Origin of the sequence: Frondihabitans cladoniiphilus (assembly GCF_039544345.1) — a bacterium.
Taxonomy (GTDB): domain Bacteria; phylum Actinomycetota; class Actinomycetes; order Actinomycetales; family Microbacteriaceae; genus Frondihabitans; species Frondihabitans cladoniiphilus.
Window position 1 is genome coordinate 735294 of record NZ_BAABLM010000001.1, and the last position, 15709, is coordinate 751002.

14 protein-coding genes are annotated in these 15709 nt (G+C 68.8%); 10 read left to right on the forward strand and 4 right to left on the reverse strand.

What is annotated here, in order from left to right:
• Positions 1-11 precede the first annotated feature (11 nt).
• The 5 genes from ABEA39_RS03400 (at position 12) to ABEA39_RS03420 (ending at position 5868) form a co-directional block, all read left to right on the forward strand.
• The gene (locus ABEA39_RS03400; protein WP_345373211.1) at positions 12-941 is read left to right on the forward strand and encodes a proteasome assembly chaperone family protein; all 930 of its coding nucleotides are present in this window, start codon (positions 12-14) and stop codon (positions 939-941) included.
• A 27-nt stretch (positions 942-968) separates the two neighbouring features.
• The gene (locus ABEA39_RS03405) at positions 969-2306 is read left to right on the forward strand and encodes an MFS transporter (RefSeq protein WP_345373214.1); all 1338 of its coding nucleotides are present in this window, start codon (positions 969-971) and stop codon (positions 2304-2306) included.
• Between the two features lie 232 nt (positions 2307-2538).
• Complete coding sequence (locus ABEA39_RS03410; RefSeq protein WP_345373217.1) at positions 2539-3846, forward strand: RNA polymerase sigma factor; 1308 nt, start codon at positions 2539-2541, stop codon at positions 3844-3846.
• Positions 3847-3850: 4 nt separating this feature from the next.
• Positions 3851-5113: a MurT ligase domain-containing protein gene (locus ABEA39_RS03415; RefSeq protein ID WP_345373219.1), complete on the forward strand. Its 1263-nt coding sequence runs from the start codon at positions 3851-3853 to the stop codon at positions 5111-5113.
• Positions 5110-5868: a type 1 glutamine amidotransferase gene (locus tag ABEA39_RS03420; protein ID WP_345373222.1), complete on the forward strand. Its 759-nt coding sequence runs from the start codon at positions 5110-5112 to the stop codon at positions 5866-5868. Before ABEA39_RS03415 ends, ABEA39_RS03420 begins: the two co-directional genes overlap by 4 nt.
• A 120-nt stretch (positions 5869-5988) precedes the next feature.
• On the opposite strand, the gene ABEA39_RS03425 is transcribed toward ABEA39_RS03420, so the two are convergent.
• The gene (locus tag ABEA39_RS03425) at positions 5989-6216 is read right to left on the reverse strand and encodes a DUF7455 domain-containing protein (RefSeq protein WP_345373225.1); all 228 of its coding nucleotides are present in this window, start codon (positions 6214-6216) and stop codon (positions 5989-5991) included.
• A gap of 189 nt (positions 6217-6405) precedes the next feature.
• On the opposite strand from ABEA39_RS03425, the gene ABEA39_RS03430 reads away from it, so the two are divergent.
• Positions 6406-8526 (forward strand): DNA gyrase/topoisomerase IV subunit B, encoded by a 2121-nt coding sequence (locus tag ABEA39_RS03430; RefSeq protein WP_345373227.1) that lies wholly within the window; start codon positions 6406-6408, stop codon positions 8524-8526.
• Positions 8527-8562: 36 nt separating this feature from the next.
• Here the strand turns inward: ABEA39_RS03430 and ABEA39_RS03435 are convergent, their stop codons facing one another.
• A complete protein-coding gene (locus ABEA39_RS03435) occupies positions 8563-11064 on the reverse strand; it encodes a DNA gyrase/topoisomerase IV subunit A (RefSeq protein ID WP_345373230.1) in 2502 nt (833 codons plus the stop codon).
• Positions 11065-11145: 81 nt separating this feature from the next.
• On the opposite strand from ABEA39_RS03435, the gene ABEA39_RS03440 reads away from it, so the two are divergent.
• A complete protein-coding gene (locus ABEA39_RS03440) occupies positions 11146-12276 on the forward strand; it encodes an alkaline phosphatase family protein (RefSeq protein WP_345373232.1) in 1131 nt (376 codons plus the stop codon).
• A 25-nt stretch (positions 12277-12301) separates the two neighbouring features.
• Here ABEA39_RS03440 and sepH read toward each other — a convergent pair whose 3' ends face one another.
• Positions 12302-13489 (reverse strand): septation protein SepH, encoded by a 1188-nt coding sequence (gene sepH, locus ABEA39_RS03445; RefSeq protein WP_345373235.1) that lies wholly within the window; start codon positions 13487-13489, stop codon positions 12302-12304.
• Positions 13490-13716: 227 nt separating this feature from the next.
• On the opposite strand from sepH, the gene ABEA39_RS03450 reads away from it, so the two are divergent.
• Positions 13717-14010, forward strand: a complete 294-nt coding sequence (locus ABEA39_RS03450) for a DUF4193 domain-containing protein (RefSeq protein WP_345373237.1) — start codon at positions 13717-13719, stop codon at positions 14008-14010.
• Here the strand turns inward: ABEA39_RS03450 and ABEA39_RS03455 are convergent.
• Positions 13985-14440: a DUF3093 domain-containing protein gene (locus ABEA39_RS03455; protein ID WP_345373239.1), complete on the reverse strand. Its 456-nt coding sequence runs from the start codon at positions 14438-14440 to the stop codon at positions 13985-13987. The genes ABEA39_RS03450 and ABEA39_RS03455 overlap by 26 nt on opposite strands.
• 38 nt (positions 14441-14478) lie before the next feature.
• Here ABEA39_RS03455 and dut point away from each other — a divergent pair, with 38 nt between their 5' ends.
• Both dut and ABEA39_RS03465 read left to right on the forward strand, forming a co-directional pair.
• A complete protein-coding gene (gene dut, locus ABEA39_RS03460) occupies positions 14479-14958 on the forward strand; it encodes a dUTP diphosphatase (protein ID WP_345373241.1) in 480 nt (159 codons plus the stop codon).
• 131 nt (positions 14959-15089) lie between these two features.
• Positions 15090-15704, forward strand: coding sequence for a DUF3710 domain-containing protein (locus ABEA39_RS03465; RefSeq protein ID WP_345373935.1), 615 nt, complete (start codon positions 15090-15092; stop codon positions 15702-15704).
• Positions 15705-15709 lie beyond the last annotated feature (5 nt).

The following is a 15709-nucleotide window of genomic DNA, read 5'->3' on the forward strand; positions in this document are numbered from 1 at the left end:
AGCATTGGAGGATGGCTGATCCTGCTGACCTGTACGAGCTCGCCGAGGGCGCCGACGACGTCCCCGCCGGGCTGCCGCTGATCGCCGGGCTCACCGGGTTCGCCGACGCCGGCGGGGCCGTGGCGCAGGTGTCGGAGTACGTGCTCGACACGTTCGACTCCCGTCTCGTCGCGACGTTCGACGCCGACACCCTGCTCGACTACCGTGCACGCCGGCCCATCTTTACCTTCGATCAAGACCACATCTCCGACTTCCGGGCCGCCACCCTGACGTTGAGCCTGGTTCGCGACGAGATCGGCCAGCAGTTCCTCTTCCTGTCGGGGTTCGAGCCCGACTTCCGGTGGGAGCAGTTCACCAGCGCCCTGATCGGCCTGATCGAGCGATTCCAGGTCGCGACCACGACCTGGGTGCACGCGATCCCGATGCCGGTGCCGCACACCCGTCCGCTCGGCGTGACCGTCAGCGGCAATCGGGTCGACCTGATCGAGTCCCTCTCGGTCTGGCGGCCGACGACGCAGGCCCCTGCGAATGCCCTGCACCTGGTCGAATACAGGCTGGCCGAGACCGAGCATCCCACCGCCGGTTTCGTCCTGCTCGTGCCGCATTACCTGGCCGACACCGAGTTCCCCGACGCGGCGATCACGGCGCTTTCGAGCATCTCGACCGCCACCGGGCTCATCTTTCCCACCGACAAGCTCAAGGACGAGAGCCGGGAGTTCCTGGCCAAGGTGGAGGAGCAGGTCGTCGGCAACCACGAACTCTCTCGTCTCGTGCAGACGCTGGAGGAACGCCACGACACCTACATGGAGGGCAACCCGCTGCCCTCGCCCCTGATCGGGCTCGACGGACAGGTGCCGAGCGCCGATGCCATCGCGGCCGAACTCGAGAAGTTCCTGTCCAACCGCCGCTCCGACGACGAGAGCGGTCCCGGGCTGCTCTGACCGCTCGCGACCCGCTACGGTCGGAGCGTGAACTCCGCCCGCGCCTGGATCGTCTGGGGAGCCGCGGTCTTCGCCTACGTCGTCGCGGTCCTGCAGCGGTCCTCCCTCGGCGTCTCGGGGGTCGAGGCCCAGCACCTCTTCTCCGTCTCGGCCTCGACGCTGTCGACGCTCGCCGTGACGCAGATCGTCGTCTACGCGGGCCTGCAGATCCCCGTCGGCGTCCTCCTCGATCGGGTCGGGCCGAAGGTGCTGCTGGTGTCGGGGGCCGTCGTCCTCGGTCTGGGCCAGGTGGTGGTCTCGGTCTCGGCTCCCCATATCGGAGTGGCGATCACCGGCCGGATCCTGGTCGGCGCGGGCGACGCGATGACGTTCATCTCCGTCATCCGACTTCTGCCGTCCTGGTTCCGCGGCCCGATCCTGCCGCAGGTGTCGCAGTGGACGGGCAACCTCGGCCAGATCGGGCAGATCCTGTCGGCCATACCGTTCGCTCTCGTCCTGCACTCCCAAGGGTGGGCGCCGGCCTTCGCCGGAGCCGCGGCGGTCTCGCTGCTCGCCGTCGCGGTCCTCGCCGTCCTGGTGAAGAACGCTCCGGCCGAGCTCTCCGTCCCGCTCGTGGCCTCGTCGTGGCGTGACGCCGGTCGCCAGCTGGGGGAGAGCCTCCGTCGGCCGGGAACACGCCTCGGCTTCTGGTCGCACTACGTCACCCAGTCCTCCGGCACCGTCTTCTCGCTCCTGTGGGGCGTCCCGGCACTCGTCGGCGGCCTGGGCTTCACCACCGGCGAGGCCTCCGCCCTGCTGGCCCTCCTGGTCGTGATGGGCGTGATCGCCGGGCCGATCCTCGGGCTCCTGACCGCCCGCTTCCCGCTCCGTCGGTCGAACCTCGTCCTCGGCATCGTGACGATGCTCGGCATCATGTGGACGACCGTGCTGGCCTGGCCGGGCATCCCGCCGCACGGGGTCGTCGTCGCCCTCGTCGTGGTCCTGGGAGTCGGCGGCCCCGGCTCTCTGATCGGCTTCGACTTCGCGCGTACCTTCAACCCGCTCCGCAGCCTCGGCGTCGCCAACGGCATCGTCAACGTGGGCGGGTTCCTCGCGAGTTTCGTGATGATGTACCTGATCGGCGTGGTGCTCGACGCCGTGCACGGGGCCTCGATCGCCGCCGGGCATCCCACGTCGATCTTCGCCTGGTCGAACTTTCGGGTGGCGTTCCTCGTGCAGTACGTCGTGGTGGGGCTCGGGGTCGTCGGCCTCCTCCTCGATCGGCGTCGGACCCGGCGGAGCATGCACCTCGAAGAGGGAATAGAGGTAGGGCCCCTCTGGGTTGCACTCAGCAGACGATTGCGGCGGAACCGAGCCACCCGATAGCCACTCCCTTACCAGGAACGGCGCCCCCTTGTAAACGGGTCCACCCAGATCGTGCAATAATCACTTACGGACCTATTTCAAGTCCCTCGTCTCAACCGCGAGGACTTGACATGGGTCCTAGCCATGCCTGCTTTTCATGTTTCAGGACTGTTTCCACAACAGGTCATGAACAGGTGGGAATCGCGAAGGCGATGTGGCTCGAAGACTTCCGGCCCGAGTGAAAGGTGCTCCAATGGCTACTCGCACCAAGGCAGCGACCCCTGTCATCGACGAGGCTGCGTCCGACGCAGTCGAGACCGACGTCACGTCGGTCGAGGCGGCGGCCCCTGCCGCCAAGAAGGCCCCCGCGAAGAAGGCGGCGGTCAAGAAGGCTCCCGCCAAAACCGCGGCGAAGGCCACCACCAAGAAGGCCAAGGCGTCGGACGACGAAGAAGACGAGGCCGACGCCGACGGCGCTGACGTCGAGGCCGTCGTCGTGGTCGACGCCGACGCGACCGACGACGCCGCCGACACGGACTCCGACGACGACGGCAAGGCCAAGGCGACCGACGAGGCGCTGCCGACCGGCGCGCTCGTCATCTCCCAGGACGACGACGACGAGATCCCCGTCTACTCGACGACGATCACCGGTGCCACCGCCGACCCGGTCAAGGACTACCTCAAGCAGATCGGCAAGGTGGCGCTCCTCAACGCCGCCGAAGAGGTCGAGCTCGCCATGCGCATCGAGGCGGGTCTGTTCGCCGACGACAAGCTGGCCAACACCCCGAACATCTCGAAGGAGCTCGAGCGCGAGCTGCGCTGGGTGTCCCGCGACGGCCAGCGCGCGAAGAGCCACCTGCTCGGCGCCAACCTGCGCCTCGTGGTCAGCCTCGCCAAGCGCTACACCGGTCGTGGCATGCAGTTCCTCGACCTCATCCAGGAGGGCAACCTGGGCCTCATCCGTGCGGTCGAGAAGTTCGACTACACCAAGGGCTTCAAGTTCTCGACCTACGCCACCTGGTGGATCCGTCAGGCCATCACCCGCGCCATGGCCGACCAGGCCCGCACGATCCGCATCCCGGTGCACATGGTCGAGGTCATCAACAAGCTCGCTCGCGTCCAGCGCCAGATGCTCCAAGACCTGGGCCGCGAGCCCACCCCCGAAGAGCTGTCCCGCGAACTCGACATGACGCCCGAGAAGGTCGTCGAGGTGCAGAAGTACGGCCGCGAACCGATCTCCCTCCACACCCCGCTGGGCGAAGACGGCGACAGCGAGTTCGGCGACCTGATCGAAGACACCGAAGCGGTCGTCCCGGCCGACGCGGTGGGCTTCACGATGCTGCAGAAACAGCTCGAGTCGCTGCTCGACAGCCTGTCCGAGCGCGAGGCCGGCGTGATCCGCATGCGTTTCGGCCTGGGCGACGGCATGCCGAAGACCCTCGACCAGATCGGCGACACGTTCGGCGTCACGCGTGAGCGCATCCGCCAGATCGAGTCGAAGACCATGGCGAAGCTGCGTCACCCGTCTCGCTCGCAGTCCCTTCGCGACTACCTCGAATAGGCCTATGAAGTACTTCTTCCCGATCCTCCTCGGGCGCCTCGCCCGCATCGCGGCCCGCGCCCGAGGGGGCGGTTCGGCGTACCCGGGCTACCTCGTGCTCAAGCTGCTGCCGACGTTCCTCACCGACGTGACGAAGCAGTTCGACCGCGGCGTGGTCTTCGTCCTCGGCTCGAACGGCAAGTCCACGACGACGCACATGCTCTCCGACGTCATGCGCGCTCACGGGCTGCGCGTGTTCACGAACCCGACCGGGGCCAACCTGCCGCAGGGCATCGCCTCCGCGCTGCTGTCCGAGGTGAGCCTGTTCGGTCGACTCAAGGCCGACGTCGGCGTCATCGAGGTGGACGAGGCGTTCGCGGTCGAGCTCAGCGGGCTCCTGCACCCGTCGACGGTCCTGATGCTGAACGTCCAGGTCGACCAGCTCTACCGCTTCTACGAGACCGAGCGCGTCGCCGACATGATGACCGACACGGCGAAGACCTCGTCCGCGCACGTCGTCACCAACCGCGACGACGAGTACCTCGGCCCGTTCACCGATGCGACCCTCGACGTCACGCGGTTCGGTGCATCCCCCGCTCTGGTCGCCGCGGCGCCGCACGGTCTGCAGAACGCCAGCGACTTCGGTAGCGGTGCGACGAAGGGCGAGGCGGGGGATGCCCAGGCCGAGGTCCAGGCGATCACCCCGGCCGGGGCCACCATCCGGCTCGGGGCCGAGAGCCTCGACGTCCGCCTCCCCGCGCGCGGCCTGCACTACGCCGTCGACGCGGCCGCCGCGATCCAGACCGCACGCGTCGCGCTCGGCACGGAGTTCGACAGCCGCCGTGCCGTCGCCGCCTTCGCGTCGATGAAGCCCGCGTACGGCCGCGGCGAACGCCTGAAGATCGGCGCCGACGAGGCCGAGTTCGTCATGTTCAAGAACGCGGCGAGCCTCCAGCTCAACCTCGACGCCCTGACCGCCGCTCCCGAGCAGGTGCTGCTCGCCATCGACGAGGGCACGCCCGACATCTCCTGGATCTACGACGTCGACTTCTCGTCGCTCGACCACGTCGACGTGGTGTCCGGGGCCAAGGCCTGGCAGATCGCCCTGCGTCTCGAGCACGCCGGAATCCCGATCGGCACGGTCGAGCCCGAGATCGAGAAGGCGATCGACCTGATGAAGGCTCTTCCCGCTCCGGCGAGCAAGACGAAGAACTTCATCGTCAACTACGAGCAGATGATGATCGCCCGCAAGATGCTGGGCTACCCCGACCTGGAGAAGCGCGCGTGAGCACCCTCGACATCGTCCAGCTCTACCCCGAGCAGCTCGGCGTCTCGGGCGACGGCGGCAACGTCGTCACCCTGGTCGAGCGTGCACGCCGAGCCGGCGTCGAGGTCACCGTCCACGAGCACCGGCCGGGGGATGCCCTGCCCACCAGCGCCGACGTCGTGCACATCGGCAGCGGACCCCTCTCGACCCTGCGCGCCATCCACGCCGATGCCCTCCGGTTGCGCGACCTCCTGGCCGACTGGGCCGATTCCGGAGTGCCCGTCGTCGCGATCGGCGGCGGCATGGAGCTCCTCAGTCGCGAGATCGTGCCCGAGGAGGGCGACACGCTCGAGGGGCTGGGGTTCTTCGACGCCCGGGCGCTACGAGGCGCCGCGCGTCGGACGAACTACTTCGACGTGACCACGCGCTACGCCGGCGCCGCCGCAGGAGCCGAGCTGCAGGTGCTCGGGTTCGAGGACCACGCGACGCGCTTCCAGATCGGCAAGGAGGCGTCGGCGTTCGCCTCGGTCGTCTCCGGTGGTGGCAACGGCGACGGGTCCGAGGGCGTTCTGCGCGGAGCCTCGTTCGGCACGCAGCTCAAGGGCCCGTTGCTGCCGCTGAATCCCGAGCTGACGGATCGGATCCTGAGCGCGGCGCTCGGCCGCCGCGGCGAGAGCTACGCCACGAACGACGCGCACGCCCGTCTCGACCTCTTCGCGCGGAAGTCGCGCGAGGTGATCACGAGCAATCTGGAGCGCTCGTTCAAAGCGATGTAGTGCATCCCACGTTCCGGTCCGGCCCTTCGGCGGAGCCGCGGACGAGCAGAAGGCCCGCTTCCCTCGTGGGGGAGCGGGCCTTCTTGGGTCGTGAGTCTGTGGGGCCGAGGCCTGGTGGGCCTAGCGGTTGCCGAGCTTGGCGCTCTCGTCGAGCCACTCGAGAGCGTTCGGCTGGAGCTTCTCTTTGAACTGCGCACCGTGGTGGGCGCAGAACAGGAGCTCTCCGCTGGCCATGGTTGCGCGGACGTAAGCCTGCGCTCCGCAGCTGTCGCAGCGGTCTGCTGCGGACAACTGGTAGCGGGAGCCGAGCTCGTCGACAGCGGACTGGTCGGTGGCCATCTGAGTCATGGGGTGCTCCTCCAAAGCGGTGGTGCTGCGGGTACGTGTGACTCATGTAAACACGGGAACGTTTCATCCGTGCGTCATTTCGCTGGATTTCGCTCATCGCGTACGCGTTCTTCCGACCCCAGTTCAGGGTGGGCGCTTTCGCGGGTGTCGAGCCCGGAACGGCGCTCCGGTCTCGATAGAATCAAACTCATGGCCTCGTCCGATACCGCGTCGAACTACTCGGCCCGACACCTGTCCGTGCTCGAAGGCCTCGAAGCCGTTCGCAAGCGCCCGGGCATGTACATCGGGTCGACCGACTCCCGGGGTCTCATGCACTGCCTGTGGGAGATCATAGACAACTCGGTCGATGAGGCCCTCGGAGGGTTCGGCACGTCGATCGACGTCGTCCTGCACGCGGACGACAGCGTCGAGGTGCGCGACACGGCTCGCGGGATCCCGGTCGACATCGAGCCGAAGACCGGCCTGACCGGCGTCGAGGTCGTCTTCACCAAGCTTCATGCCGGAGGCAAGTTCGGGGGCGGCTCGTACGCGGCGTCCGGCGGGCTGCACGGGGTGGGCGCCTCCGTCGTCAACGCACTGTCGGAACGTCTCGACGTCGAGGTGGACCGCGGCGGCAAGACCTACGCGATGTCGTTCCACCGCGGCGAGCCCGGCACGTTCGCCGACGGCGCCGGCGCCTCGGCCGACAAGTCGCGCGACGCCGCCTTCTCGCCGTTCGAGAAGGGCAGCGTGCTGGGCGTTGTCGGCAAGACCGCCAAGGGCGTCACCGGCACGCGCATCCGCTATTGGGCCGACCGCCAGATCTTCACCAAGGGCGCCGAGTTCAAGACCGAAGACCTTCTGACCCGCGCCCGCCAGACGGCGTTCCTGGTGCCGGGCCTGACGATCCGCATCCGCGACGAGCGCCCCGGCCACCTCTCGGAGGCGGGGGAGCCCGTCGACCAGGAGTTCCGCTATGACGGCGGCATCTCCGAGTTCGTCGAGTTCCTCGCCCCCGACTCGCCGGTCACCGACACCTGGCGGCTGCAGGGCACCGGGCACTACTCCGAGACCGTGCCCGTTCTGACCGACTCCGGTCAGATGGTGTCGACCGAGGTCCAGCGCGACTGCGAGGTCGACATCGCTCTGCGGTGGGGCACCGGCTACGAGACGGTCACGCGCAGCTTCGTGAACATCATCTCGACGCCCAAGGGCGGCTCGCACCAGGCCGGATTCGACGCCGGCCTCCTCAAGTTCCTGAAGCAGCAGGTCGCTACCAACGCCCGCCGTCTCAAAGTCGGCACCGACGTGCTCGAGAAGGACGACGTGCTCGCCGGCCTGACGGCCGTCATGACCGTGAGACTGCCCGAACCGCAGTTCGAGGGGCAGACCAAAGAGGTGCTCGGCACGCCCGCAGTCCGGGCGATCGTCTCGAACGTGGTGACCAAGCAGCTGGGCGAGATCTTCGCGTCGTCGAAGCGCGACGACAAGACGCAGTCCGCCGCCGTCCTCGACAAGATCGTCGCCGAGATGAAGTCCCGCATCGCGGCCCGAGCGCACAAAGAGACGCAGCGCCGCAAGAACGCGCTCGAGAGCTCATCGCTGCCGGCCAAGCTGGTCGACTGCCGCTCCAACGACGTCGCGCAGAGCGAGCTGTTCATCGTCGAGGGCGACTCCGCCCTCGGAACCGCGCGGGCCGCCCGCAACAGCGAGTACCAGGCGTTGCTGCCCATCCGAGGCAAGATCCTCAACGTGCAGAAGGCGTCCGTCAGCGACATGCTGTCGAACCTCGAGTGCGCGTCGATCATCCAGGTGATCGGCGCCGGCTCCGGCCGGTCGTTCGACCTCGACCAGGCGCGGTACGGCAAGGTCATCATCATGAGCGACGCCGACGTCGACGGCGCCCACATCCGCACCCTGCTGCTGACGCTCTTCTTCCGCTACATGCGGCCGATGATCGAGGCGGGCCGCGTGTTCGCCGCTGTGCCGCCGCTGCACCGGGTCGTCGTGATGAACCCCGGCTCGAAGCCCAACGAGACGATCTACACCTACTCCGAGGCCGAGCTCCAGGGCGTCCTCAAGGGGCTGCAGAAGACGAACAAGAAGTACCAGGACCCGATCCAGCGCTACAAGGGGCTCGGCGAGATGGATGCCGAGCAGCTCGCCACGACCACGATGGACCGCTCGAACCGGATGCTGCGGCGTGTCAAGGTCGAGGACGCCGAGAATGCCGGGCGGGTGTTCGAGCTGCTGATGGGCAACGACGTCGCCCCGCGCAAGGAGTTCATCATCGACGGTGCCGGCCTCTCGCGGGACCGCATCGACACGTAGCGCAGCGGCGACGAGCGAGCGGGGACTGCGCTCGGATCAGCCGACCGCGCCGCCGATCGAGCCCACGACCGTGTCGAGGGGCACCCCCGAGGCGTCGCGTCGAGCTCGGGTCTCGGGCAGCTGTCGGACGCCGCCGTCGGCCGCCACTGCCAGCGGGGGAGCGACGCCCACCCACGCCACCGAGAGAGCGTCCTCGCCCTTGAGCAGAGCGTGTGCGCGTACCCCGCCGGTCGCGCGCCCCTTGCCCGGGTACTCGGCGAAGTCGCTGACTTTGGCCCGACCCGGGTCGGCGCCGGCGATCGTCGCCGAGGACGTCGAGATGGTGGCGACGACGGCCTCGCCTGACGCGACCGACGCGGCCGGCACGGCCCCGAAGAAGAGGACCGTCGCGCCCGCCGCGAGCGAGATGCCCGCGACCCCGCCGCCGGCCGGCCCCTGGGGGCGGACCGCGGAGGCCGAGTAGCGCAACAGCTGCGTGTTCGACGTCACGAAGACGAGTTCGTCGCTGTCGTTGCCCTGGGCCACGCCGACGACCGCGTCGCCCGGCTTGAGCGAGATGACGGGGAAGTCGGGCTTCGACGGCCACTGACCAGGAGTCACGCGCTTGACGACGCCCTGAAGCGTGCCCAGGGCGACGGGGGCTTCACTCGTGAGCGAGACCAGGCCGAGTACCCGTTCGCGCGGCGTCTTGGACGTGCCGGTGTCGGTCAGGCCGAGGTAGTCGCGGATCGGCACCCCGGCACCGAGCTGGACCGAGCTGGGCGGTGACGCGGGCACGTCCACCGGGCTGAATCGGATCAGGCGGCCGGTGGAGGTGACCGCGCCGATCTCGGCCCGTGTCGTGGTGTCGATCCGGGAGAGGATCGCGTCGTGCTTCGTGCGCCGAGACGGCGGAACGGGCGCGGGGGATGCCGAGGGATCGGCGGCCGGGTCGGCCAGATCCACGCGCAGGAGCCGCCCCGTCGTCGACAGGAACACCCGCGTCGGCACGTCGGCCACTTCGAGCAGCGGCGCCGACTTCTTGCCCGCCGACGCGATGGAGGGTGCCGCCTCGGTCAGCAGCGTGCGGCGCGGCGTGCCGTACGTGTCGGCGATCTCGCCCAGTTCGGTCGAGACGAGAGCCCGCAGCTTGGCGGGATCGGAGAGCAGTTCGCGCAGTTCGGCGATCGCCGCGTTCAGCTCGTCGCGCTCGGTCTCGAGCTCGATGCGGCTGAAGCGCGTGAGGCGACGCAGACGCAGCTCGAGGATGTACTCGGCCTGCAGATCGGACAGGTCGAAGACCTCGCGCAGCCGCGTCTTGGCCGTCTCGCTGTCGTCGGAGGTGCGGATCACCTGGATGACCTCGTCGATGTCGACGATGGCGATCAGCAGGCCTTCGACGAGGTGCAGGCGGTCTTCGCGCTTCTGCAGGCGGTAGCGGCTGCGCCGCGTGACGACGTCGAGCCGGTGGGCAACGTAGACCTCGAGCAGCTCTTTCAGCCCCAGCGTGCGCGGCTGCCCGTCGACCAGGGCGACGTTGTTGATGCTGAAGCCGTCTTCGAGGTTCGTGTAGCGATAGAGCTGTTCGAGCACGGCCTCGGGCTCGAAGCCGGTCTTGATCTCGATGACGAGTCGCAGGCCGTGATGGCGGTCGCTGTAGTCGTTGATGTCGGAGATGCCGGTGAGCTTCTTGGCCTGCACCCCGTCCTTGACGCGCTCGATGATCTTCTCGGGCCCGATCAGGTAGGGCAGCTCGGTGACGACGAGCCCCTTCTTCCGGGCCGTGATGTTCTCGATGGCGACCTTGGCACGGGTCTTGAAGCTGCCGCGACCGGTGGCGTACGCGTCGCGGACGCCGGCCAGCCCGGCGATCGTGCCACCGGTGGGCAGGTCGGGACCGGGGATGAACGCCATCAGGTCGTCGAGGGTCGCCTCGGGATGCTCGATCAGATGACGAGCCGCGCCGACGACCTCGATGAGGTTGTGCGGCGCCATGTTGGTGGCCATGCCGACGGCGATGCCGCTGCCGCCGTTGACGAGCAGGTTGGGGAACGCCGAGGGGAGGACCTCGGGCTGCATGAGCTGGTTGTCGTAGTTGGGGACGAAGTCGACGACGTCTTCTCCGAGCCCCTCCGTCATCGCCAGGGCCGCCGGGGCCAGACGCACCTCCGTGTACCGAGCGGCCGCGGGCGGGTCGTCGAGCGAGCCGAAGTTGCCATGGCCGTCGATGGTCGGCAGCCGCATGGTGAAGTCCTGGGCCAGGCGCACCAGGGCATCGTAGATGGCCGAGTCGCCGTGGGGGTGCAGCTTGCCCATGACCTCCCCGGTCACACGCGCGCTCTTGACGTGGCCGCGGTCGGGCCGCAGACCCATCTCGGACATCTGGTAGAGGATGCGGCGCTGCACCGGCTTCAGGCCGTCGCGCGCGTCGGGCAGAGCCCGCGAATAAATGACGGAGTAGGCGTATTCGAGGAACGACCCCTGCATCTCGGTCGAGACGTCGACCTCTTCGATGCGTTCGCCCGGGTAGAGGCTCTGGGTGTCGTCGGTCGTGGCCATCTACTTCTCGGAGAACAGGGGCGCAGAGGCGCCGGCGGGTGAGGAGGCCCCGGGCACAGGCGCTGTGCCAGACTGGGGCCGATGACGACCATGGTACCGGCGCGCGACTCCCTGGCCGTGAGCCTGGCCGACGTCCTCCCCAGTTGCATCGCCTCCCTGCGGGGTGGGGAGAACCGGTTGTCCCTTTCGCCTACGACGGCCATCGTCGTCCTGGTCGTCGACGGTCTCGGCTCGGCCTCCCTCAGGGCCAGGTCCGCCTATGCCCGCACTCTCACGAGTGCTTCCGGCTCGCTCTGGTCCGGCTTCCCGACCACGACCGCCGCCGCCCTGACCACTCTCACGACCGGCGTCCTTCCGGGGCAGCACGGCCTGGTCGGCTACCGAGTGCTCGACACCGCTCACGACCGAGTCGTCAAACAGCTCTCGGGCTGGGACGACCGCCTCGACCCCGCGACCTGGCAGCGCGTTCCGACGGTCTTCGAGTCGGTGCCGACGGACGAGATCGCCACCTACACGGTCGGCCCGAAGCGGTACGCGAACTCGGGCCTCACCAAGGCCATCCTCCGAGGAGCCGTCTACCGCAGCGCCGAATCGGTGGCGGACCGGTTCCGAGCGGCCACGAGCATCCTGCGTGCCGGGGGCCGTTCCCTCACCTACCTCTACGTGCCCGAACTCGACATGGCCGGACACTCCGACGGCTGGGAGTCCGACAAGTGGTCACGTGCCCTCGAGAACCTCGACGGCGAGGTGAGGATGCTCGTGGACGCTCTCGGGGCGGGGCAGGCTCTGCTCGTCACGGCCGACCACGGCATGGTCGACGTCCCGGCGCACAAGCACGTGCTCTACGGGCACAAGCCCGAGCTGCTGGCGGGTGTGCGGCACGTGGCGGGGGAGCCGCGGTGCCTCCAACTCCACCTCGAACCCGATCTCGGCGAAGAGGCGCGGCGCGGGTTGCTGGACGCCTGGCGCGCGGCCGAATCGCATCGGTCATGGGTCGTCACGCGGTCGGAGGCCATCGAGCAGGGCTGGTTCGGCGACGTCGCACCCGAGGTGGAGCCGCGGATCGGCGATGTGCTCGTGGCGGCTCGCAAGGGGATCGCGTACTACGCCGACGAAGACGACAAGGCCCGCGGGATGATCGGACAGCACGGCTCGTGGTCCGACGACGAGACCCGGGTTCCGCTGCTTCGGTTCGGCGCGCTGGCCGACTGACCGCGGGCCGAATCCGCCTCGGCGCTCAGGACGGGTCGTCGTCCGACCGCGCGCCGAACACGATCTCGTCCCAGCTCGGCATCGACGCTCGGCCCCGTCGGGCGCGAGCCGGGCGCGCGGGCTCCGGCGCGCGTTCGGCTCGGACCGGTCGCCCCGCGGTCGGCTGATCGCCGGTCGAGTCGCCGTCGGGTGCCGGAGCAGTGGACGCATCGGGAGCGAACCGACTGGCCGCGGCCGGGTGGGTCGCCAGCGGCTTGGTGACGCGCGGCGGCTCGGAGTGCTCGGGTTCGTCGAAGTCGTCGAGAGGGACGTCGATGACCCGGATGGAACCCGTCGACGGATGGTTCGATCGGGGGTCGGCGTCGTCGAATCGAGCCGCCTCGCGCTCACCCCGGCGGCGACGGAGCGCCTCGAGGAGATCGGCGGTCTGGTTGTGCTCCGGAGCGGCCTCGGGTGCGCGGTTCATGGCGACGATCGACGCGGCCGACCGGTCTCCGGCCCGCGATCGGTCGAACGGGGTCCCGTCGTGGGCGACGCTCGTCTCGACGGGCTCGCCGGTCACCTCGAACGCTCCGCTGTCGAAGCGCCCCGAGTCGTCCGGCGTGCTCGCAGCGGGGCCGACCGCGCGGAGGCGCGGCACGAGGTTCGTGTGCTCGGCGTCCTGGCGGGAAAGCGTGTGGGCGTCGCCGTTCAGAGGGGCGAGGCTCTGCTTCTTGGGATCGAAGCGCCATGTGGCATCGCGCTCGACCTCGTGCGTGACGTAAGAGACGTGGACGACCCACCCGTGCTCGGCGTCCTTGTAGCTCTTCCACTCGCGGTCGACGGCGGCGGCGGTGTCGAGGCGAGCATCGATGACGTCGCCGAATCGGGACGTCTGACCGGTGATGTCGCCGTCGGTGGCGATGCTGACGGAGACGGCCCGCGCGGTCTCGAGGACGAAGGAGCGCTCGGCGAGGACGGGACCCTCGAAACGTCGCACGTAGTCGAGTTCGACGCCGGAGGCCGAGGCGACCTCTTCGGCCGACCGACCGGCACGGATGCTCGCCTGGATCTCGCGCGGAGGGACCTTCCGCTCGACGACCGTCCGCTGGGGATCGGCCGCCCGCAGTTGCGATTGGAGGGAGAGGGTGACGGGCAGACGGAACTCGCTTCCGGCGTCGGTCGCCACCAGAAGGGCGCCGTTCTCGACGCCGATTACCTTCAGATCCTGCATGGCTTCTGCTCCTGCATCTGCACGTTTTCCGCTGTCGCGATTCGCCAGTCAGAATGCCACGTGAGGGGCTGTTTTCCGGGGAATAAGACGGGCGCGCCGCAAGTTCTGTCGGTGCGGTCGCAGGGCCGTACGAGCCGGTTTGCTATTGATAAGACATTGGTGCAAACTGTGCCCGCCGATTCGGGTACGACCCCGATTCGCAGCACGAACGACAGAACTGGATGGGCATGGCCACCGACTACGACGCACCTCGAAAGAACGATGACGACTCCGAGTCGATCGAGGCGCTGAAAGAGCGGGTCCCCGACAAGATGTCGGGTGCGGTCGACGTCGACGACTCCGACAACCCGGGGAGCTTCGAGCTCGCCGGTCAAGACCTCTCCGACCTCGATCTCGACGTCGTCGTCCTGCCCCCGCAGGCCGACGAGTTCACCTGCGTGGAGTGCTTCCTGGTGAAGCACCGCTCGCAGCTCGACCACGAGTCGAAGCTCGGGCCTATCTGCCGGGAGTGCGCGGCCTGATCCCGTCGATCGCCGCGGACAGCTTCTGCGGGTGTCTCGTCGACACCAGCCAATAGGGTGCCGGGTCGGTCACGTCGGTCAGTTCCACCTTCAGGACCGGGTGGACCCAGCCTCGAAACAGGGTCCACGCCCGCGCATCCAACCTCGGACCCCGTTCGGCCGTCGCCTCTTCTGCGAAGAAGGCGGTGGCCGTTCCCATTTCTTGCGGGTACAGCACCGCACGCCCCGCGTGGAACCCCTCGGGAGAGACCGTCAGCACGGGGGAGCCGAACACGAAGGCCAGCCCGAACGCGATGTAGAGCACGATGCCCAGAGCCCAGCCGACCGCGAGGTTGATGGGCAGGAAGACGAGCACGCAGGCGGGCACGACGAGGAGCAGGGCGGCGAAGACTTGGAGCGGTGGGACGAGGCGTTCGCGGTACGGGGTCATAGGACTATTCGACCAGACTTCTGCACTACCCTCGACACGTGACTTCCGAGCTCGACGTCTTCTTCGCTGCCGTTCCGGGGCCCGACGGGCGCCGCTCGGCCGTTCCTCCGCTCTACGCCCACCCCGGCGACGCCGGCGCCGACCTGCTCTCGGCCGAGGCGCTCACCTTGGCCGCCGGCGCTCGGGCTCTCGTCTCGACCGGGGTGTCGATCGCCCTGCCCGACGGTTTCGCGGCCTTCGTGGTGCCGCGTTCGGGTCTCGCCGCCAAGCACGGCATCACCGTCGTGAACTCACCCGGCACTGTCGACGCGGGCTACCGTGGCGAGATCAAGGTCACACTGCTCAACACCGATCGTGACGCCGACTACTCCATCGAGGTCGGCGACAAGATCGCCCAGATCGTCATCATGCCCGTCGTCCGTGCCACCTTCTCTCCCGTCGAGACGCTCCCCGAGAGCGTTCGCGGCGAGGGCGGGTTCGGGTCGACCGGCTACGCATCCCCAGGAGGCTCGCTGTGAGAAAGTCCAAGCAGAAGGCGGCGGAAATCGCCGAAGCGGAGGCCCGGACCGAGGTCGACGAGGCCACTGTGGTCGAGCCCGACGCCGAGACCGAAGCGGAGCTGGAGGTCATCGAGGCCGACGAGGTCGAGATCGAGGCGGACTACGTGCTCGACGACAAGTCGGCACCCGACGATCGCGCCGAGAACGGCCCGCTGGACGAACACGAGGCCAGCCCGGTGCGACCGTACGTCGACCTCGGCGGCGTGAAGATCGTCCCCCGCGAGGGTCTGCACCTCCGCCTCGAAGTCGAGGAAGGGTCCAAGCGCGTCGTGGCCGTCGGCCTCGACTTCGCGAAGTCGACGCTGCAGGTCCAGCCGTTCGCGGCTCCGCGCTCCACCGGACTCTGGCACGAGATCCGCGAGCAGATCGCCGACCAGATCCGAAAGCAGGGCGGGACGACCACCGAGATCGAGGGGCCGTTCGGTCCCGAGATCCGCGCCGAGATCCCCGTGGCCGCAGGCGGAGACACGTCGGCCGGCACCTCCCGGCTGGCTCGTTTCGTCGGCGTCGACGGTCCCCGCTGGTTCCTCCGTGGGGTCATCGCGGGCGAGGCCGCGGCCGATCCCGAGGCGGCGGAGAAGATCGAAGACCTCTTCCGCAGCGTCGTGGTGGTCCGGGGCAACGACCCGATGCCGCCGCGCGATCTGATCCCCCTCCACATGCCAAAGGCCGCGCCGACCGACGCCGCCAAGACCGTCGTCTGAGCGGC